This is a genomic window from Paraburkholderia sp. BGA-UO-ETr-F21, from assembly GCF_059567925.1.
Window position 1 is genome coordinate 970,441 of the sequence record NZ_JCAQOY010000037.1, and the last position, 20,813, is coordinate 991,253.

The 20,813-nt window shown below is 61.4% G+C and carries 18 protein-coding genes; 6 read left to right on the forward strand and 12 right to left on the reverse strand.

The features are described from left to right. Positions 1-3: 3 nt before the first annotated feature. The 3 genes from benC to benA are packed head-to-tail and all read right to left on the reverse strand — an operon-like array spanning position 4 to position 2,927. Positions 4-1,023: a benzoate 1,2-dioxygenase electron transfer component BenC gene (gene benC, locus AC57B1_RS28020; RefSeq protein WP_408342641.1), complete on the reverse strand. Its 1,020-nt coding sequence runs from the start codon at positions 1,021-1,023 to the stop codon at positions 4-6. A gap of 24 nt (positions 1,024-1,047) precedes the next feature. After that, positions 1,048-1,539: a benzoate 1,2-dioxygenase small subunit gene (benB, locus tag AC57B1_RS28025; RefSeq protein WP_091807474.1), complete on the reverse strand. Its 492-nt coding sequence runs from the start codon at positions 1,537-1,539 to the stop codon at positions 1,048-1,050. Further along, entirely contained in the window at positions 1,536-2,927 is a 1,392-nt protein-coding gene (gene benA, locus AC57B1_RS28030) for a benzoate 1,2-dioxygenase large subunit (RefSeq protein ID WP_408182687.1), read from the reverse strand. Before benA ends, benB begins: the two co-directional genes overlap by 4 nt. Positions 2,928-3,112: 185 nt before the next feature. Here benA and AC57B1_RS28035 point away from each other — a divergent pair, with 185 nt between their 5' ends. Continuing rightward, positions 3,113-4,030, forward strand: coding sequence for a LysR family transcriptional regulator (locus AC57B1_RS28035; protein ID WP_091809210.1), 918 nt, complete (start codon positions 3,113-3,115; stop codon positions 4,028-4,030). A 21-nt stretch (positions 4,031-4,051) separates the two neighbouring features. Here AC57B1_RS28035 and AC57B1_RS28040 read toward each other — a convergent pair whose 3' ends face one another. From AC57B1_RS28040 to AC57B1_RS28060, 5 genes are all read right to left on the reverse strand, one after another. Beyond that, positions 4,052-4,648, reverse strand: a complete 597-nt coding sequence (locus AC57B1_RS28040; RefSeq protein WP_496419292.1) for a putative pterin-binding protein — start codon at positions 4,646-4,648, stop codon at positions 4,052-4,054. A gap of 178 nt (positions 4,649-4,826) precedes the next feature. Beyond that, positions 4,827-5,759, reverse strand: a complete 933-nt coding sequence (locus tag AC57B1_RS28045) for a PLP-dependent cysteine synthase family protein (RefSeq protein ID WP_496419293.1) — start codon at positions 5,757-5,759, stop codon at positions 4,827-4,829. Next, positions 5,756-6,982, reverse strand: a complete 1,227-nt coding sequence (locus AC57B1_RS28050; RefSeq protein WP_496419294.1) for an MFS transporter — start codon at positions 6,980-6,982, stop codon at positions 5,756-5,758. Before AC57B1_RS28050 ends, AC57B1_RS28045 begins: the two co-directional genes overlap by 4 nt. Beyond that, entirely contained in the window at positions 6,979-7,785 is an 807-nt protein-coding gene (locus tag AC57B1_RS28055) for an alanyl-tRNA editing protein (RefSeq protein ID WP_496419295.1), read from the reverse strand. The genes AC57B1_RS28050 and AC57B1_RS28055 overlap by 4 nt, the downstream gene beginning before the upstream one ends. Next, positions 7,782-8,594 (reverse strand): serine O-acetyltransferase, encoded by an 813-nt coding sequence (locus AC57B1_RS28060; RefSeq protein WP_408342651.1) that lies wholly within the window; start codon positions 8,592-8,594, stop codon positions 7,782-7,784. The genes AC57B1_RS28055 and AC57B1_RS28060 overlap by 4 nt, the downstream gene beginning before the upstream one ends. Positions 8,595-8,828: 234 nt before the next feature. On the opposite strand from AC57B1_RS28060, the gene AC57B1_RS28065 reads away from it, so the two are divergent. Both AC57B1_RS28065 and AC57B1_RS28070 read left to right on the forward strand, forming a co-directional pair. Next, on the forward strand, positions 8,829-9,377 hold the full coding sequence (locus AC57B1_RS28065; RefSeq protein ID WP_496419296.1) for a carboxymuconolactone decarboxylase family protein: 549 nt from the start codon (positions 8,829-8,831) through the stop codon (positions 9,375-9,377). A gap of 136 nt (positions 9,378-9,513) precedes the next feature. Further along, positions 9,514-10,374, forward strand: a complete 861-nt coding sequence (locus AC57B1_RS28070; RefSeq protein WP_496419297.1) for a helix-turn-helix domain-containing protein — start codon at positions 9,514-9,516, stop codon at positions 10,372-10,374. Between the two features lie 70 nt (positions 10,375-10,444). Here the strand turns inward: AC57B1_RS28070 and AC57B1_RS28075 are convergent, their stop codons facing one another. From AC57B1_RS28075 to AC57B1_RS28090, 4 genes are all read right to left on the reverse strand, one after another. Beyond that, entirely contained in the window at positions 10,445-11,638 is a 1,194-nt protein-coding gene (locus AC57B1_RS28075; RefSeq protein WP_496419298.1) for a porin, read from the reverse strand. 205 nt (positions 11,639-11,843) lie between these two features. Continuing rightward, a complete protein-coding gene (locus AC57B1_RS28080) occupies positions 11,844-13,214 on the reverse strand; it encodes a c-type cytochrome (RefSeq protein ID WP_496419299.1) in 1,371 nt (456 codons plus the stop codon). After that, positions 13,211-14,989, reverse strand: a complete 1,779-nt coding sequence (locus AC57B1_RS28085) for a GMC family oxidoreductase (protein ID WP_408182660.1) — start codon at positions 14,987-14,989, stop codon at positions 13,211-13,213. Before AC57B1_RS28085 ends, AC57B1_RS28080 begins: the two co-directional genes overlap by 4 nt. After that, positions 14,989-15,723, reverse strand: coding sequence for a gluconate 2-dehydrogenase subunit 3 family protein (locus AC57B1_RS28090; protein WP_496419300.1), 735 nt, complete (start codon positions 15,721-15,723; stop codon positions 14,989-14,991). Before AC57B1_RS28090 ends, AC57B1_RS28085 begins: the two co-directional genes overlap by 1 nt. A 432-nt stretch (positions 15,724-16,155) precedes the next feature. On the opposite strand from AC57B1_RS28090, the gene AC57B1_RS28095 reads away from it, so the two are divergent. The 3 genes from AC57B1_RS28095 to AC57B1_RS28105 all read left to right on the forward strand — a co-directional run bounded on the left by AC57B1_RS28095 (position 16,156) and on the right by AC57B1_RS28105 (position 20,801). Then, positions 16,156-17,058, forward strand: coding sequence for a LysR family transcriptional regulator (locus tag AC57B1_RS28095; RefSeq protein WP_408478905.1), 903 nt, complete (start codon positions 16,156-16,158; stop codon positions 17,056-17,058). Between the two features lie 198 nt (positions 17,059-17,256). Further along, positions 17,257-19,206 carry an aconitase family protein gene (locus AC57B1_RS28100; RefSeq protein ID WP_496419301.1) on the forward strand — a complete coding sequence of 650 codons (1,950 nt, stop codon included), beginning with the start codon at positions 17,257-17,259 and terminating at the stop codon, positions 19,204-19,206. A 125-nt stretch (positions 19,207-19,331) separates the two neighbouring features. Beyond that, positions 19,332-20,801, forward strand: coding sequence for an MFS transporter (locus AC57B1_RS28105; RefSeq protein ID WP_091807503.1), 1,470 nt, complete (start codon positions 19,332-19,334; stop codon positions 20,799-20,801). Positions 20,802-20,813: the final 12 nt, after the last annotated feature.

The window sequence follows — 20,813 nt, forward strand, 5'->3', positions numbered from 1 at the left end:
TCATCACGCGAGATTGCTTGCCGAGAATTTCTCGTAGAAGAAATGCGCCGGTGTGATGCCGCTGGCGCGCAGCCATGTCTGCACGGCCTCGACCATTGCGACCGGGCCGCACAGATAGACGTCGACATCGCCGTCGTTCAGCCACGCGGGGTCCACATGCTCCGTCACATAACCTTTGCGAGCGTGATCGCTGGCGGCGTCGGCCACGCACGTGCGGTATTCGAATTGCCCGATCGCGCGTTGTGCTGCATCGAGCTGCTCGGTGCCTACCAGGTCCCTGTCATGCGTGACGCCATAGACCATGCGAACCGGTTGCGTACTGCCGCGTGCGCCAAGCACATGCAGCATCGAGAGAAACGGCGCAATGCCGGTGCCGCCGGCGAGAAACAGCACGGGACGAACCGGCTCGCGCAGATAGAAGCTGCCATAGGGACCGGAAAACGTAATGCGCTGTCCCGCTTGTGCTTCCTCGCACAGATAGCGGCTCATGCGGCCATCCGGTACGTTGCGCACCACGAAAGCGGCCTGCGTAGCGCCGGGAGCGGAGCTGAACGAGTACGAGCGGAAGGTGTCGCTGCCCGGAATGTCGACGTTCACATATTGACCGGGCAGAAAGCCCAATTGCTCCGGCTGGTCTACGTCGATTGAAAAATGGATGGTCGAGTCGGTGAGTTTGTCGATCGCCGCCAGTTTGCCCGCATGCTTCGATACGCCGGTCTTGCACGCGGCCGACGAAGCCGGCACCCGAATCACGCAGTCCGAGCGCGGCCGCGTCTGACAGGCGAGCACGTAGCCCTGAGCGGCTTCGTCCGCGGTGAGCGCGTCTTCGATATAGCTCGACGCGGGCAGATCGTACTTGCCGGATTCGCAGAAGCCTCGGCACGTGCCGCATGCGCCGTCGCGGCAGTCCAGCGGAATGTTGACCTTCTGGCGATACGCCGCGTCCGACAACGTTTCGTTGTCGCGGCAGGTGATGAAGCGGGTCACGCCGTCTTCGAATTGAAGTGCAATGCTATGTTCCATGTGCTGCTCCCGAACCACGTCTGTTCAGATGTGGTAAATGTCGATAACCTGATTGATGTAGTCGTTCTTCAGTACGACATACTTGTTCAGGATCCGTGGCTCATCGCCCGAAAAGTCGATCACGTAGCGCGACATGCCGAAGTAGCTGTAATTCGTCTTGTAGCGGTGGCTCAGCGTGTGCCAGTTGAAGCGCACGGTGCACACGCCGTCCTGCTCGCTTTCCAGTTCCACGTTGCTGATGTTGTGGCTGGTGCGCGTGTCCGGCATCGTCGCGCTCGATCGCTCCGTCTTGATACGGAACACACGGTCTTCGAGTCCCTGGCGATTTGGGTAATAGATCAGCGAGATTTCGGTTTGCGGATCGGTGACGAGTTTGTCCTCGTCGTCCCATGAAGGCATCCAGAACACCGCATCGGGGTGGTAGCACTGGAGCCAGTCGTCCCATTGCTCGTCGTCGAGCAGGCGCGCTTCGCGGTAGAGAAACGCTTCGAGGTCGGTGATGACGATCGGCTTCATGCGTCGACTCCTTCGGCGGAACGGGCTGGCGCCGTTGCCGGCTTCAACGCCTGTTTCATCGTCTCGACCCAATAGCGATGCTGCACGGTGTAGAGTCCCTCGTCCTCGGTTTTGACGCCGCTCATCAACGGCTTGAGGCCGATGCGGCTCGCCGCTTCGTCCGGACCTTCGATCCAGTGTTGCGCGCCACGGCACATGTCGTTCCATTCGAGCGCGCTGCCGGCATAGCCTTGCTGACAGGCGCGAAATTCTTCGAGATCGTCGGGCGTGGCCATGCCGCTCACATTGAAGAAGTCTTCGTATTGCCGGATGCGGCGCGCACGCGCTTCGGCCGATTCGCCTTTGGGCGCGATGCAGTAGATCGTCACTTCGGTCTTGTCGACGGAGAGGGGGCGCAGCAGGCGGATCTGCGAACCGAACTGGTCCATCAGATACACGTTCGGATAGAGGCACAGGTTGCGGGAGTTCTGGATCATCCAGTCGGCGGTCTCGCTGCCGCAGCGCGCGGCAAATGCGTCACGCTGGCTGAAATTCGGACGGTCTTCCGGATTGGCCCAACGCGACCATAGCAACATGTGCCCATGTTCGAACGCATAGAAGCCGCCGCCTTGCCGGCCCCAGTTGCCCGCGTCCATCGCGCGGACCTGATCGACCCGTGCGTTTTCTTCCTTACGATGGTTGGTCGTCGCCGCATAGTTCCAGTGAACCGCCGAGACGTGATAGCCGTCGGCGCCGTTTTCGGTTTGCAGTTTCCAGTTACCTTCATACGTATAGGTCGATGCGCCGCGCAGCACTTCGAGCCCGTCTTCCGACTGATCGACAATCATGTCGATGATGCGCGCGGCCTCGCCGAGAAACGCTTCCAGTGGCAGCACGTCGGCATTCAGGCTGCCGAACAGAAAGCCACGATAGCTCTGGAAGCGCGCGATCTTCTTCAGGTCGTGCGAGCCTTCCTTGTTGAAGCAGTCGGGATAACCGGCATCTTCCGGATCTTTGACCTTCAGAAGCTTGCCGCTATTGTTGAAAGTCCAGCCATGGAACGGGCAGGTGTAGGTGGCTTTGTTACCGCGCTTGTGGCGGCACAGCATCGCGCCGCGATGCGTGCACGCATTGATGAAGGCATTCAACTCACCTTGCCGGTTGCGCGCGATCACGACCGGCTGGCGTCCCATGTGGGTCGTGTAGTAGTCGTTGTTGTTCGGGATCTGGCTTTCGTGCGCCAGATAGATCCAGTTGCCCTCGAAGATGTGCCGCATTTCGAGTTCGAACAGGGCCGGGTCCGTGAAGGCGCTGCGATGCAGGCGATAGTCGCCGCGCTCGGCGTCTTCGACCAGAAAGTCGTCGATGCCGGTAAGGCGCGGCGCGCGATCGGGGTAAATCGGAATCATGGTTGTCTCCTGACAGAAGTCCGCTTGTCGAACGGCGCCGCGAAACGCTGTCGCTGCCGTCATGCAATGCAATGCCTGAAAGGTATAATCTGCGTGGAATTCAGGTGTAAGTGCAGGATAGTTGGCGTGCGTTTAATGCGTCCAACACCGTTTTAGTATCGGGTTCATATCTAAAAGGTATGGTCATGGAGTTGCGCCATTTACGCTATTTCGTTGCGGTTGCCGAGGAGCGCAATTTCACCCGCGCTGCCGAACGTCTGCACATTGCGCAGCCACCGCTCAGCCGGCAGATCCAGCAACTGGAGGAGTCGCTTGGCGTACTGCTGTTCGAGCGCGGCTCACGTCCGCTCAATCTCAGCGACACCGGGCGCTTCTTTTATTCGCATGCGGTGCAGTTGCTCGCGCAAACCGCCGAACTGGAATCGATGACAAAGCGTGTGGGCAAGATCGAGCGCAGTCTGTCGGTGGGTTTCGTCGGCTCGACGCTGTACGGCATGCTGCCGAAAATCATCCGCCGCTTTCGCGACGAAAACAGCGCGGTGGAGTTGAGCCTCCACGAACTGTCCACCATGGATCAGATCAAGGCGCTCAAAGAAGGGCGTATCGATGTCGGCTTCGGCCGTATTCGTCACGAGGATCCAAGCGTGCGCCGGGTCGTGCTGCGCGAGGAGCGCATGATCGTGGCGCTGCCGGTGGGGCATCCGCTCACGGCGTCGAAGCCCGAGTTGTCGCTGCACGACCTGCTCGGCGAGACGCTGATCATTTTCCCGAAGGCGCCGCGCCCGAGCTTTGCGGACCAGGTGCTCGCGGCGTTCCATGACCGCTCGCTCAAACCGCATCGGCTGTACGAAACGCGTGAATTGCAGATTGCGCTCGGCCTCGTGGCCGCCGGGGAAGGCGTCGCGATCGTGCCGAGCAGCGTGTATGGCCTGAAGCGCGATGACGTGAGCTACATGAATCTGGACGACCCGAACCTCGTTTCGCCCATCATCATGAGTACGCGCATGCTCGACGAATCGGAGGACATCAGCGCGATGCTGAAGCTGATCTACGCGCTGTATGTTGAAGAGCAGATGGAGTTTTTGCCGCCGGGCAAGCGCTGAGTCGCGGACGGCGGCTTGCCGTTACGCCGCTGCGACCTGCAGGTGATAGAGCCCCCAGGGTGACAGCTCGAAGCGGTCCTTGAGCGGTTTGTTCGACAACTCGGGAATGTTGTCCGCGTCATAGGTTGCCCAGAGCGGGCCGACGCCGCCAAGCGGCAGCGGCTTGCCATCCATTTGGGTCGCCACGATGAATTGGTAGGCGCGCACCTTGTCGAGTGTCGTCGCCACTGCGTAGCCATCTACCGCGTGCATGACGATTTGCGTGTTGCCAGCGCTCGGGGCGCCGACATGCTCCAGCACGTGCGTGAGCAATGGGCCGCTCAAGGTGTGCTGGCGGGAGTCGTATTCCGTGGTGGGCTTGATCGTCACGGCCGGCATGCTGGCGATCAATGCTGAATCAACGCCATAGGCTTCGGAAAACTTCACCTGATGCTTGGCGAGCAGCTGGTCGAACGCGGGATCGAGCGCGCCGCGATTGTGACGCCTGATCGCGCCGCTGATTGTGAGAATGACGGGCGATGCCGCGCAGGCTTGCTTGCGGGCAGGCTGGCCGCCGAATGCGGGCGCGGCAGCCGCGCTCAGTAGAGCCGCGCTGCTTAGAAACTGGCGCTTGTTCATTTGCGTGGTCTCCGGACAATGAGTGGGGTGGCGTGACGGGGCAGATCGTCGCGGTCTCTATTGTCAGGCAGATTGCAGTGTAGGGTGTTACGAATACTCACTCCTTATCCACGCGCGGGCGTTGTCGCACCAGGGACCCGTCAGCATCGAGTCGGCTCGATACCCTCAAACCGGGAACCTAGCGGACGTACCATAGGCCGTGGTCGTAAAAGACAGACAGGATCTTGTGATCGGCGGTGGCGTCTCGCGCCAGACTGCTCGCTACGGTCAGGCATGCGGCAGCCGTGTTGCCCACAAGAAAGCCGGACTTGCGTGCAAAGGATTTGCGTGTGTTCAAGACCTCGTCGTGCGAGACGGTCCTGATCTCACTGATCAGATCCCAATCGAGAAAGGGCGGCACGACGCCTACCGACATTCCCTCGAGTTTGTGATCCGAAAATATGCCGTTCCGCGAGTCGCATCCTTTCGGCTCCACCAGGACGACAGTGACGGAATACCCCGCCAGTGTCAGTGCTTTGGCAATTCCGATGAGGCTGGCACCCGTGCCGGCGCACGACACAAAAGTCAGTCTTTCTACCAGAGGCCACGCTTTAAGTTGCGCTGCGATCTCGGGCCCGGTCTCGAATTCGTGAGCGGCGATACTGGCAGGGTTGCGAAATTGGTCGGTGTAGAAGTAGCTGCGCTCATTTTCTGCCTCGTGCTCTAAATGCCATTGCACTACCTCACGCGGTGTCGCACCACGTTCGAGCATGTCGAGTCCGATAAGCCGGGCGCCGTACAGTTCGAGACAGCGGCGTTTGACAGCACTGAAGCCCAGCCCAACTGCAAGTTCGACAGGTACGCCATACGCCTGACATGCGAGCGTGAGTCCGAAGCCAAAGTTGCCACCGGTTTTTTCAATCACGGTGGTTTGTCCCGGAACAATGTCGCCGTTTTCGACTGCACTGCGAACAATATAGCGAGCCGCGCGTACTTTGTGGCTGCCGCCGGGATTGTCGCATTCGAACTTGAGAAGAAGTCCGGGTTGAATCTCGCGAAGCGGTGTGACCCGAACGTCGTTGCTGATGGCAATGTCGGCGTTAGCGCGCGTATGAACCAGGTTGACCGTCATGACGGAAGCGCCTCCGCATTTCGCGCCGGGGCTTCTCGCATGCACACCCACGTAAAGGCGCCGGCAATCGCGCAAAGAGCGAGACAGAGCAGGTTTGTGTTTCGCCAGCCGATCAATGTTTGCAGTACGGCTGGGAGAAAAGCGCCAGCGGTTGCGCAGATTGCGATGATGGAATCGTTGATGCCCTGCGTCCGGTGTCGGTTGCGGTCAGTCACAGTGCAGGCCAACAGGGCGCCGCCGCCGACGTAGCCGAAATTCCACCCCACGCCGAGTAAGATCAGCCCCGCGACCATCGCCCAAAGACTCACGGCCAAGATACCCAGCGCCGCCGCACACGCCAGCAAAAGGTAGCCGGCGAGAAGGCAGTTACGGTGGCCGACCCGGACCAGGATCGCGCCGGTCACGAAAGATGGTGCGAACATTGCGATAACGTGACCCTGAATGGCAAGCGAACTGGCATTGAACGAGACGCACATCGATTCCATGAGAAGCGACGCCTGAACCATCAGCAGATTCATAATCAGGTAGCTCGACGCAGAGGCGACTATCGCGGGTGCAATGCGGGATGTGGCGACATTGGGTGAGTCAACCGATTGAATAGCGGTTGGGGGAGAGTCAATTGGACGCCAGAACACGAGTAACGCAATGGTGATGAGCCCCAGCAGAACAAAAGACGCATAGCAGAGAGAGAACGTTGCAAAACCTCCGACATCCTTCAGTCCGATCGACAGAAGAGGGCCACTAATCGCGGCAACGAGGCCACCGGCTACCACTAGCGATACGGCCTTCGTGCGCATGGGTTGTGCAAGCCCGTCAACGGCGGCAAAGCGATAGAAGTTCGCGAAAGCGACATAGATGCCGAGCATTCCGTGCGCGGCGATCAGTTGCAAAGAGCCGTGCCGCGTGGTCGCGTCATAGCCGATAACGCCTGCTGCAATCAGAAACATTGCGCCGAGCAGAAACGCTTTTTTTCGACCATGGCGGCGCATGAAACTTGCGGCCGGATAAGTAAAGACAGTGACCGCTGCGAACTGGACGCCATATGGCACGGTAGCCCAAGCGTGATTGGGCGCGAGCATGTCGCCTGCCAGTGCGGCGATGGTGACGGACACCACTGCCGCCGTGAGGTTAATGGCCTGGCACAGCGCGAGAAGATAAGTCATGCCGGGGAGCTTGCCACGGCTGGCTTGGCTCAACCGCGACGCGGCGTCAATGTCCTTCATGGCAGAATTCCCGCCAGAGTGTTGTGACACCTTCCGTCATGGAACGAAGCGGTGTCGAAGCGCGCATTGTTGAATTGGCATGAAAGGCGTTCCTTCCCGGATCCCATGCTCTTGCGACGAACATGGATACGCCCTATGGGCGCTGTGCCGCCGATGTGCGTGCCGCCGCAGGGCATGACATTGTCTTCACATTGCCAATAACGCGCGTCGACATGGTTCGGATGCGCATAGGTGTGAACTGCGCTGCCGCGAGCGACAAAGTCGTTGGCGATGTGCTCGATAGCAAGCACTTCCTCCGGCGTAAAACGGTTGTTGACGGCGAAATCGAAGCGCGCTCCGTCAGGCCGGATATGGCATCCCAGCGTCCATGCAACGGCATCGGGTCTGATCCTGCCGACGCCCAGATACACCAGATGCGACGCCGTGTGGCTCAAGGATAGTCGAGCCCTGCGCAGCGTATCGATGCTGACCTGTATTTCGTCGCCCTTCGTCAGCGTCGCGAGATGTTGGACGTCCTCGGGATGAATCACATGTTCGACGACACCTCCTGTCTGGATGTCCGGAAAGTCGGGAATGTTGGCGCGTTGTCCGTACATCTTGCGCGCATGAATGAACCGGATTGCATTGCCATCCAGCAGCGTTAGCGTACCGATATCCGACTCCTGACCGCCTCCTTCGGGATAGGCGACCGTGGCGTCCAATTCGACATAGTCATTGCCGATCTTTGAAACGTTTGCTTTAGCTCGAAATAGAAAATTATCCGAATAGTAGAGCTTGCTGGTGCACCTTGCGATTGAAATCATGAGTGGATTGACCTCGATTTTTGCGATCCGGTGACGCGAGCCGTGGCAGTGCCACCCCGAACGATTTGCGTCTCGGACCGAAGCGTGACAATGGAATTCGATTCGATGTTTTGTGTGACACAGCAATGCGTGCCGATGAATACGTCGTTGCCGATCTGAATGTCGCCGAAGACGCGCGCGAATGCTCCGATCTGTACGCGATCGCCGAGCGTTGGGTGACGCCTGGACGACGGATTGTTTGCGATACCCGCGGCGCCTAAGGTGACGCCGCCTAGCAGGTAGCAATCGTCTCCGATAACGCAGGTCTCGCCAATGACCGAACCCCAGCCATGATCGAGAACAAAGCGCCGGCCGATTTGACATCCGGGATGTATTTCTGCGCCGGACAGGAGCTTGCCGCGAGCCGAGACGAGTGATGCATAGGCTTCCAGTTCATGGCGCGGGAATGCGCTGACATCGGCCATAGTCATCAGCGCATGCGCGAGACGGTAATGCAGAATCGCTTTGTACGACGTGGACCCCATGAGGGCGGCCATTGTCGACCCGCGCTGCGCCGGATCTTTCGAGAGAAGGGCGTCGAGATCTTCATCCGCGGACGCGCATGCATGCGCAAAACAGTGATGGGAGAAGACTGCTGCGGTCAGCGCCGGTGGAGCGCACTCTATCAGGGCGGCTCGCAGAAGATCTGCAACCGGGAGATCAAAGCAAGGAGTCTGGTTGACGGGCAGTGCTACACCGTCGCCGCTCGAATTTAGAAGAAAGGCTGGCGGTGAATAACATGCCATGGAGTTATTTGGAATGTCTCTCATGATTTTATAATCTGTATAGGAATACATATGGATTAGTGTGCCGCAAAATCTACCTGTCATGGTGTGCGAAATTTCCCAAATTCCGGAGATCCACTAACTATGACCGCATAGGCTCACCAAACCACCCCACCATTTCTATTACATGCGAGGTAATTGGCGAGTCTCGACCACACGCCTAATCTTCGGTTGTCGCGCGGTTCATCCCGAGCCGCTTGCTCCAATCGAGGACATATCATGTCGACGTTTCAGATTCACACCATCGACTCCGCGCCGGATCACTCCAGGCCCGTATTGCGGCAACTTCAGGAGAATTTCGGCTTCATTCCTAACATTGCGGGGGCGATGGCGGAGTCGCCCGTGCTGATCGGCGCCTTCATCAACCTGTTCCAGAGAGTCCACGCAGGCACTTTCACGGAAGCGCAGATCCAGACGCTGCTGTTGACCAACGCCGTGACCAACGCATGTGCGTGGGCGCTGGCGTTTCACACCGCATTGGCGCTGCAGGAGGGGCTCGCCGCCGCCGACGTCGATGCGATTCGCAAAGGCTGCGCGCCCGCGGACGGTCAGCATGCCGCGCTTTCAGCACTGACGAAAACCGCGATCGAGAAGCGCGGACATCTCGACGGGCACGACATCAGCGCTTTCTTCGAAGCCGGCTTCCGTCGCGATCAGGTGTTCGAAGTGCTCGCGGTCGCGGCGGCGTCGACGATCACGAACTACGTGGGCAGCATCACGCAGCCACCGCTGGAGGCGCAATTCCAGATTCACGCCTGGCAGGCTTGAGCGCGCGAGCGACGTAATGTGCCGCGCCAGCGAGTATGCTGACCGGCGAGCCACGCTCGAGCGGCGGGGGCGGCGCGTCATGAAGCGGGACGCTCCCCGCTCGCTCAAGTGTCTGAATCGACTTGCGAGCGAGAGAATGACGAATCCTGCGAATCCATTAAAGAAAACGGCGCCGAACGATCTTGGCGTGCTGTTGCGGCACTGGCGAGACGTGCGCGGCATCAGCCAGCTCGACCTGTCGTTCAGGGCCGGCGTCTCGCAACGTCATATCAGCTTTATTGAAAGCGGACGCAGTGTGCCGAGCCGTCAGATGCTGATGGATATCGCGCAAACCCTCGACATACCGCTTCGCGACCGCAATACGCTGCTGTTGGCGGCGGGCTATGCGCCGATGTATGCGGACAGCGCGTGGAACGCCCAGGAAATGCAGAGCGTCACGAAGGCGCTCGGCCGCATGTTGCATCAGCATGAGCCGTTTCCGGCGATGGTCATGGACCGCTATTGGAACGTGCTGATGACCAACGACGCGGCGCCGCGCTTTTTCAATTGCTTCATCGATATGGCGGCACGCAAAGGGCCGCGCAATATGCTGCATCTGATTTTCGATCCGCACGGCATGCGCCCGTTCGTGGCGGACTGGCAAATCGTGGCGGACAGCCTGATCCAACGGGTCTACCGGGAGTCGGTGGGGCGTGTCATCGACGAACGGACGCGGGAGTTGCTGGACGAACTGCGTGCCTATCCGGCCGTGCAAACCAGCTTCGGGCGAGGCCATCCGCCAGCGGCGGATGCTTCGACGGCGGCCATGCCTGTCATACCGATTGGCTTCGTCAGGGACGGCCACGTCCTGAAGTACTTCTCGATCGTCGCGAGCGTGGGCACGCCACAGACAATCGCGGCGCAGGAACTACGCCTCGAATGCATGTTCCCCGCCGATGAAGAAACGGAAGCGCGTCATCTGGAGATGTTCGACGCGGCGCTACAGGCGCCGCGCTAACCCCGTCCGCAAGGGGTTGGCGCAACCGCTGCTGAAAGCTGGCGGCGCTTCCCAGCGCCGCACCCGAGCATCAGAACCTGTGCCGCAAGCCGATACTGACGATCGCCTGGGATTGCGCAGACGACGAGTGGCCGTTGCCCTTGTCGCTGACCGACGCGGTGGCCGCGACCGGATTGCCGAGCGCATCCAGCGTGCCGCCCGACGCGTGCTGATAGCCGCCCATCAGATAGGCCGTCGAACGCTTCGAGAGCGCGTATTGCGCACCGAGCGTCACGTTGTGATATTGCGCACGCTCATCCACGCCGTCCACTTCACCGCCGCGCGTGTAGCTGTAGCCCGCGAACAGTTGCACGGCCGGACGGATCGTCCATTGTCCGAATACGCCCGCGACATTGAACGTGGCATGTCCCTTGAACAGCGAGTCGGCGCCGGAGCGGTATTGCACGTTGCTGTAATTCACACCGACAATCGCCGGGCCGAAGTCGTAGGTTGCGCCCGTCGCGATGATCTGCTGCGATTGCGCGCTGGCGTCGCCTTCATTGATCGATGAATTGAACAGGCCGTCGTCCGTGCCGCTCCACTTGCCGTGGGTCGTGTCCAGCGGACCGCTCTTGCTGTTGTCGGAGCGCTCGTAGCCGACGCCCACATGCAGCGGTCCGTTGCCGTAAGCCGCGCCCACGCTCCAGGTGTTCTGCTGCTTCAGGCTGCCGGGCTGGCCGCCGAAACCGTACAGCGCGCCGAATGTGAAGCCCGAATAGTTCGCGCTCGTGTACTTGATCGAGTTGTTCACGCGCGCGGTCTGATCGAGATCGTCGATGTCGCCCGGATGCGCGCCGTAGCCGCCGACCATCGCCACCGGTGCGACAGGCGCGACGAAATCGTTCAGCGAGGTGTACTGACGGCCCAGCGTGATCGTGCCGTATTGCCGGCTGCCGATGCCCATATAAGCCTGGCGGCCGAACAAACCACCGTTCTGCCCGGTCTTGCCGTTCGTGATGTCGAAGCCGTCCTCGAGCTGAAACAGCGCGTTCCAGCCGCCGCCGAGGTCCTCCTGCCCCTTGATGCCCCAGCGGCTGCCGGACAGGTTGCCGCTCGTCAGGGCGACGTTCGAGTGGCCGCTATAGTTGCCGGTGGTGCCGGTGCGCTCGTTGCTGCGGTACGAGATGCCCGCATCGACGATGCCGTACAGCACGACAGAACTTTGCGCGCACGCAATGCCGGCAAAAGACATCAAGAGGGGGGCGGCAATCCATTGCTTTTTCATCGTTGTTTTCAGTCCTGGTTGGAACGTCTATCTCAAGTCACCTGAATGGCGATCTCTCTTTTTTTCGCGCACGCCAGAACCCGCTCCTGACCAACGGAGCGGACTGCGTGAAGCGGGGGAAGGGGTAACAGGAGCGGGTATTCAGCACAGCGCGCCCCAGGTGGCGCGTCCCGCATCGGGACGCGCCACGCAAGGCAGGCTGTGGTCAGTGGCTCAACGCAGCGCCGGGCGGCAACCCGGGGGCGTGCACAGTCACTGTCTTGCGGACTTTGGCGACGTCCGTCGCGCTGACCGTCTGGCCGGTGTTGCCCCAACTGTTGCGCACGAAGTTGGTCACGTCGGCGACTTCCTGATCGTTCAAGCGCCAGCCGAACGCGGGCATCGTGAACGAGGAGGGCGCAGTCTTCGTGCCTTCGAGCGTACTGCCGGTGAGCAGCACATGAATCAGCGAGGTCGCGTCCTTGCCCTGCACGACCGGATTGCCGCTCAGCGCCGGAAACACGCGGTTGTAGCCGCGACCATCGCTGCGATGGCAAGCGGTGCAGTTGTCGCGATAGACGGCAGCGCCCGGCGCGGTGGCGTCGCCCGAGCGCAGCGCGCGCGCGGCCTTGTCGTCGTACACGTACGGCGTTTCCTTCGGATCGCTCGACGGCAGCGTCTTCAGATAACGCGCCATTGCCGTGAGATCGGCGTCGTTCATGTGCTGCATGCTGTGCTGCACGACATCCGTCATGCCGCCGAAAGCCGCGCTGTGCTGCGTGCGTCCGGTCTTCAGGAATTGCACGAGATCGGCTTCGCTCCACGCGCCGATGCCGGTGCGCGGATTGCCGCGCAGACTCGACGGAATCCAGCCGTCGATCGTCGCGCCGCCCGCGAGGAACGCCGGACCGTCCAGGTCGCTCAACGCGCGTTCCTGCATCGTCGCCGCGCGCGGTGTATGACAGGCGCCGCAATGGCCGAGACCTTGCACGAGATAGGCGCCGCGTGCGATGACCGGATCGGCGTAGTGCGTCGCGTCGAATGAAACCGGCTCGGGCGCGAACAGATGGCGCCAGATGCCGAGCGGCCAGCGCATCGACAGCGGCCAGACGATATCGACCGGACGGTTCTTCTGGTTGACCGGCGCGACGCCTTGGGTGAAGTACGCGTACAGCGCGTGCATATCGTCTTCGCTCAGGCGTGCATACGAAGGGTACGGCATGGCCGGATACAACGTATCGCCGTTCGGCTTTACGCCCGCGCGCACCGCGCGGTCGAACTGCGCGAACGTCCATGCACCGATGCCGCTGTTGCGGTCCGGTGTGATATTGGTCGAGTAGATCGCGCCGATCGGCGTGTCGAACTTCAGGCCGCCGGCAAATGGCTTGCCCGCGCTCGCCGAGTGACACGCAATGCAATCGCCGGCACGCGCGAGGTACTCGCCATGCGCAATCAACGTCGCGTCGCTCGGGTTCTGAGGCGTTGCCGCGTGCGCGGCGAACGTCGTCGCGCTCAACGCGGCGGCTGCGAACCAGGACGCCGCGCGCACGCGCCGGATTGCCTGCGTGAGGCGTTTGAAATTGTTTTTCTTCGTCATACGCTCACCAGCGGCCCGGGGTTCTTCAGATACTGCGTGCGGATGGCGCGTGCCGACCAGTAAGCGAGCGCCGCGGCAAGACCGGTCGGGTTATAGCCGATACCTTGCGGGAAAGCAGACGCGCCCATCACGAACACGTTATGCACGTCCCAGCTTTGCAGATAGCGGTTCAGTACGCTCGTCTTCGGATCGGTGCCCATCACCGCGCCGCCCACCAGGTGAGTGGTCTGATAGCGGCGCGAGTCGAAGTGCGCGCCGAATTCGCGCGTGTAGACGTTGATCGATTTCGGACCCATTTGCTGCGCGATCTTCTGCATCTGGCCGGTCACGTAGCGGGCCATTTTGATGTCGTTGTCCTTCCAGTCGAAGGTCATGCGCAACAGCGGCTGGCCGTACGAATCGCGGTAGGTCGGATCGAGATCGAGGAACACGTCGCGGTACGACATGTTGGTGCCGTGCGCGTCCATTGAAATGGTGTGCGCGTAGTGGTCCTTCACCGACTTCTTCCAGTCGACGCCCCAGTTGGGCGTACCCGCTGGCGTCGCGATGCCGCTGATCGGCTTGGTGCCCGCCTGGTTCACCCACAGCGGCGAACCGCCGACAAAACCGAGCGGGCCGTGATCGAAATTGTCGGCGTTGAAGTCGTCGACCGCAATGCCGTTGCCACCCGCGCCGATGAACGGATTGGTGAAGGTGTCCTTGTCGAAGAACGCGGTGATGGTCGAGAGGTTCTGATAGGCGAAGTTGCGGCCGACCACGCCTTCGCCCGAGATCGGGTCATACGGCTTGCCGATGCCCGACAGCAGAAGCAGATGCACGTTGTGATACTGGAACGCCGCGACGATCACCAGATCGGCCGGCTGAAACACTTCGTTGCCCGCCGGATCGACATACGTCACGCCCTTGGCGCGCTTTTTCGTGTCGTCGAGGTCGACCCGCAGCACGTGGCAGCGCGAGCGCAACTCGAAGTTCGGCGACTGCTTCAGCGCGGGCAGGATATTCAGGTTCGGCGACGCCTTCGAGTACATGTAGCAGGCGTAGCCGCTGCAGAATCCGCAGAAGTTGCAGGGACCCATCTGCACGCCATACGGGTTTGTGTAGGGCCCCGACGTATTCGCCGAAGGCAAACGATACGGATTCAACCCGAGTTCGCGCGCTGCCTTGCCGAAGCGTTCGGCGGAATAGGTGTTCAGTTGGGCGGCGAGCGGAAAGTTGTCGCTGCGTGGCGCTTCGTAAATGTTGCCGTCGCCGACCACTTTGCCGTTGACCTTGTACGCCTGGCCTGAGGTGCCGAACACTTTTTCGGCGAAGTCGAAATGCGGTTCGAGTTCTTCATAGCTGACGCCGTAATCCTGAATCGTCATGCCTTCGGGAATGAAGCGCTTGCCATAGCGTTCTTCGTAGTGACTCTTCAGACGCAGTTCTTCCGGCGTGATGCGGAAATGCACGCCCGACCAGTGCAGCCCCGCGCCGCCCACGCCTTCTCCCGGCAGAAACGCCGCGAGTTGCCGGTACGGCAGCGCCGTATCGCCGACGTTATGACGGATCGACACGGTGGTCTTCGAGAGGTCGAGGAACAGCTTCTTGCGGACGTTGTAGGTCAGTTCGTCGATCGTGTTCGGGTACGCGCCGTCGGGGTAGGTGTCGCGATACTCGCCGCGTTCGAGCGCGAGCACGTTCAGTCCCGCTTCGGTGAGTTCCTTCGCGAGAATCGCGCCGGTCCAGCCGAAGCCGACGATCACCGCGTCGACATGAGGTTTGGTTTGAGTAGACATCAGCTGCGCTTTCCTTCGATCGACACCGGGCCATACGGATAGGCCGCGCCGTTCTGATTGACGAAGTCCATGAAATCGGCGCGCGCGCCGGGGAAGCCGATCATCTTCCAGCCGGCCATCTCGCGATTGCCGCCGTGGATCGGATCGCAGAAGTAGCCTTCGCGCGTGTTCTGCAGGAGTTGCCCGAAGAAAGTGGCGGCCGGCACGTCGACGAGATCGATCTTGCCTTTCTCGAGCGCGGTGAGAACGGTGTCGCGCGTCGCGGCGTCGAGGGCGTCAAAGGGATGCGCGTAGGTCTTCGCGCAATACGCATTGACCGCCGCAATACCGAGCCGGTAGAGATCGCGCGGCACGAGCTTCAACTGGTAGCCGAGTTCCGGCACGCCTTGCGCGAACGGACCCTGCATGTACCAGAGCGCGCCGTGCGCGTACGGCGTATCCATCTGCCGGTCGATGAATTCGGGCACGCCGGCTTCGACGGCGCCGGGGCCTTCGCTATCCGCCGGAATCAGACGGTCGACCGCAGCGTGAATGAACGCCCATTCCTTCGCATCGAAGAAATGCGGCTTGTAGTCGGGGCCGGATGTGGGGTTTGCGGACGCGTTGGCGCTCGAACCGGTCGCGGCGTTGGTCGCGGACGGCTTGACGTCGCAGCCGGCGAGCGTGCCGGCCGGAACGAGGGCAATAGCCGTGCGCAAAAAGCCGCGGCGCGAGCTGAGAGGGGATGAAGGCATGTTGTTGTAGTCACCAGATCGGAGCGCGCCATTGCGCCCCCGGGCACTCATCGGAATGCCGGCGGTATCTTAAATGGAACCGGTTCCAAAGTCTTTTAACTTTTTTACAATAAGTTGTTTCATGAAGTGATGAAGTGCGGGGTTTTTATAAAAATTCCTTTTGAATCAAAGGTATTTTTTTGCGTAAGCCACGGCGGTGGCGAGTGCGGAGCGTGGGTTTCGCGACTCGGTTGCGGCGCGTGCGCAACAGGCGGCAAATGGACGACCGGGAGCGTCTGCTTCGAGGAAGAAGCCGCAGGCGCGGCTCGTGGACGCTGCCGGTGCGCGCATTCGTCTGCGTTACACTTGCCCATCTCGTTTGCCGGGTCCCTTCATCCCGATGCCGGGTTCGCTACCGCGTTTCTCGGCCGCGCCGGAGGTGAAGGAACAACAATGGAAAACCTTCTCAAGAAGCTCGATCTGACTTCGTTGCGCCTGTTCGTCGCTGTCTGCCAGGAGCGCAATATCGCGCGTGCGGCGGAGCGGGAGTTCATTGCGTCGTCGGCCGTGAGCCGGCGCATCGCCGAGATCGAAGCGGTGATCGGCTTGCCCGTGATCCAGCGTCAGTCGCGCGGCATTGCCGTGACGCCGGTCGGCGAGACCGTGTTGCGTTACGCGCTGGCGATCATCGGCAATATCGAACAGATGAGCGCGGAACTGTCGCGCTTTTCGTCGGGCGCAAAGGGGCGCGTGAGGTTGGTGGCGAATCTGTCCTCGATCGTGCAGTTCCTGCCGGAAGACGTGGCCGCGTTCGAACGCGCGTTTCCCGAAGTGTCGATCGAACTGGAAGAGGAGAACAGCACCGACGTGCTGCGCATAGTCGGTGAGCATGGCGCGGACTTCGGCATCTGCAATCCGGTGGCCGGCAGCGAAGCGTTCGAGCAGGTGCCGTACCGGCAAGACCGGCTGGCGGTGCTGGTGCCGGGCGGCCATCGGCTTGCCGGCGCGCTGCGCGTGAGGTTCGACGAACTGCTCGATGACAGTTTCGTCGGCCTGCGCAGCGAGAGCGCGCTGACGCAACTGCTCACGCAGCAGGCGGCCAGTGCGGGGCGGCAACTCGACGTGAAGATCCGCGTGAGCAGCCTCGACGCGCTGTGCCGGATGGTGCACGCGGGGCTCGGCATCGCGATCGTGCCCGAGCAGGTTGGGCTGCTCTATGTGAATGCGCTCGACGTGCGCCTGCTCTCGCTGAGCGATGAGTGGGCAGTGCGGCGCCTCATCATGATCTTCAAGGCGCGCGACCAGTTGAGCGCGAGCGCGGCGGCGCTGGTCGGGTTCCTCGGCAAGGGCGTTTGATCGCTGCGGCGGCCGCGAATCGGCAGAGACATGTCTTTGCCGATATGTCCTCTGCGAACGATGCGTCGAAGCCTGGCTCATGCCGGGAATGATCGCGCCAGCCAACGCCGATCATCGCCAAACGAGAGGTCTGCGTTGCCGCACCGGCACTTCGGCATTGCCCGCGCGCGCCGTATAGTGAGCGCAAGGAGAATGCTCATGCGCGATACGATTCGTCTGGACGGCCGCGTGCTGTACCTGTCTCAAGACCCCGCGGTGATCGAAGCCCAACTCGCCGGCGAAAATTTCACGCGCGCCACGGCGGGCCCGTTGCGCGACAACGTTTCCACCGACGAGATCACGCCAGTCACCGTCATGCTCACCTATGACGAACGCCTCGGCCAGTATCCGTACGTCGGTTTCAAAGCCGGCGAGCGCATGCCGATCGGCCGCAATGCGGTAAAGAACGGCGGCTTTCAGGTGACGGTGGCGGGCAAGCGCTACGGCAAGGGTTCGTCGCGTGAATCGAGTCCGCTGGCGGAGCTTTCGGCTGGTATCCGGCTGATTGTCGCGGAGAGTTTCGAGCGCATCTATCAGCAGAATTGCGACAACATCGGCATTCTCACCACGACCGATTTCTCTGTGCTCGATCGTTTGAGCGCGGGAGAAGCGGTGCCCATCGACGAGTTTCTCAAGGGCCGCGACGCGCTCACGCAGCAGATCATTCGCAGCGGCGGCCTGCTCGCGTACAGCAAGTTCGCCGACTGGCCCGCGCCGTGCACGGCCGATCACGCGGAGATTGCGCAGCCAACGGAGCCGAAGACGCTGGTCGAGAAAATCATCGAACGGCATCTGCATCCGGGCAGCTTAGGGGCGCAGCGCGGTGACGGCGTCTTCATTGCGGCGGACTGGCGCTTCAGTCACGATTACTTCACAGGCATGTGCGCGCACCTGATGCACCGCGCGTTCGGCAAGCCGGTGCCGCTGCATGCGCCGGATCACATTATCGCGTTCCAGGATCATCTGGTGCTCGCATCGCAGAGCATTCCGCATGTGCGTGACGGTTTGCTGCCGGGCGTCGCCAATCTGATGGAAGGCCATACGTCGTTCTCGCGTGATTATCCGGTTCGCTCGCACGGCGCGCTCGATGGCATGCCGGGCTCCGAAGGTATCTGTCATGCGCTGATGGCCGAGCAATACGCATTGCCGGGGCAAGTGGCGTGCGGCACCGATTCGCATACGCCGCATTCGGGCGCGCTCGGCTGCCTCGCATTCGGTGCGGGCGCAACGGAAATCGCCAATAGCTGGGTGACGGGCTACGTGCGCTGCAAAGTGCCGGAGACATTGCGCATCGAAATCAGCGGGCAATTGCGCGACGGCGTGACCGCGAAAGACGTGGTGCTGCATCTTTTGCAAATGGACGCGATCCGCTCGGGTGGCGCGATCGGTCTGGTGTTCGAATACGGCGGCGCGGCGGTGCGCGCCATGTCGATCGACGAGCGCGCGACCTTGACCAACATGGTCGCGGAACTGGGCGGCTTCACCGGTATCGTCGAACCGGACGAACGCACGGTGGCGTTTCTGAAAGAGCGGCGCGGCGTGAATTTCAGCCTTGAAAGCTGGATGAAAAGCGATGCGGGCGCGATCTATCGCGACACGATTCAGATCGATGCAAGCGCGATCGAGCCCATGCTCGCGCGTCCCGGCGATCCCGGCAACGGGGTGCCGGCGCCGCAACTGGAACAGGACGTCGCTATCGATATCGCTTACGGTGGCTCATGCACCGCAGGCAAGCGTGAGGATTTCGACTTCTATCACGAGGTGTTGCGCTGGGGCGTCGAGCAGGGCCTCCGTGTACCTGAGGGCACGCGTCTATTTCTGCAGTTCGGCACCATGGCGGTGCGCGCGTATTGCGAGGAACAGGGCTATTTGCCGGTCTTCGAGCGCGCGGGTGTGACGCTCGTCATGCCGGGCTGCGGGTCGTGCGCGAATTGCGGGCCGGGCCAATCGGCCGAGGCGAACGAGGTGACGATCAGCGCGATCAACCGCAATTTCCCGGGCCGTTCGGGGCCGGGCAATGTGTGGCTCGCGAGTCCGTATACGGTGGCGGCGAGCGCGTTGGCCGGAAAAATCACCACCTTCGAGCAATTGAAGCGCGTGCACGGCTAGAATGCTGGCCGGACCTCGGGTCCGGCATCTTCATCGCGCGCGTGACGCACGAAACTACGAGAGGCCGGCAAGAGACCGACCCGGTGAGCTATAGACTTTTGCGGTCGACAGAGGAGACAAACAACATGGCATCCCCAGATCATGCCGGTTCCGTCGCGAAGAGCGGCGGCGCGGCGTATTCCGATATCGCGGCGACCCGTGCGGCTGCAGCCGCGGCGACGCCGCTCGACGCCGGCAGCATTTCCGCGCGCCTCGACCGGCTGCCCGCCACACGTTCCGTCTGGAAGCTCGTGGTGCTGCTAAGCCTCGGCTTCTTCTTCGAACTCTACGATCTGTTGTACTCGGGCTATGTCGCGCCGGGTCTCGTCAAAAGCGGCCTGCTGAGCGCGACCACGCATGGCCTGTTCGGCACGACCGGCGTTGCGAGTTTCATTGCCGCGCTGTTCAGCGGCCTCTTTATCGGCACGATCGCCTGTGGCTTTCTGGCGGATCGCTTCGGACGCCGCGCGGTGTTCACCTATTCGCTGCTCTGGTACACGGCGGCCAATGTCGTGATGGCGTTTCAGGAAACAGCTACCGGGCTGAACTTCTGGCGCTTCGTGGCGGGCGTCGGCATCGGCGTGGAACTGGTGACGATCGGCACGTACATTTCCGAACTGGTGCCCAAGCAGATTCGCGGCCGCGCATTCGCGTGCGAGCAGGCAGTCGGTTTTACGGCGGTGCCGGTGGTGGCGTTTCTCTCGTATCTGCTGGTGCCGCGCACGCTGCTCGGCCTCGACGGCTGGCGCTGGGTCGTGCTGATTGGCGCACATGGCGCACTGTTCGTGTGGTGGATTCGCCGCGCGTTGCCGGAAAGCCCGCGTTGGCTCGCACAACAAGGACGTCTTGCCGAAGCCGATCGCGTGATGAGCGAGCTCGAAGCGAAAGTGCGCCGCGAATACGGTCGTGAGTTGCCGCCGCCCGCAGCGTCGGTGCCGGTGGCGCCGCGCGGCAGCTTCCGCGATATGTGGGTGCCGCCGTATCGCAGCCGCACGCTGATGATGACGATCTTCAATATCTTTCAGACGGTGGGCTTTTACGGCTTTGCGAACTGGGTGCCGACGCTGCTGATCAAGCAGGGCATTACGATTACCACGAGCCTGATGTATTCGAGTGTGATCGCGCTGGCCGCGCCGCTTGGGCCGGTCATTGGTCTCTTCATTGGCGACCGCTTCGAGCGCAAGACAGTGATCGTGGTGATGGCGGGTGTAAATATCGTCTGCGGACTGTGGTTCAGTCAGGCCTCCGGCGCGGTGCTGCTGGTGACGTTAGGAGTTTGTCTGACGCTCGCGGGCAACATCATTTCGTATAGCTATCACGCGTATCAGACCGAGCTTTTTCCGACCAGCATCCGGGCAAGGGCGGTGGGCTTCGTTTATTCGTGGAGCCGGTTTTCGGCTATTTTCACGGCGTTTCTGATCGCGGCGGTGTTGAAGGAGTTTGGCACCACGGGCGTGTTTGTGTTCATCGCCGGGGCGATGCTGATCGTCATGCTGGCGATTGGATTGATCGGGCCGCGCACGAAGGGGCTCGAGCTGGAGAAGATCTCGAAGTAGAGACGCAGCGCC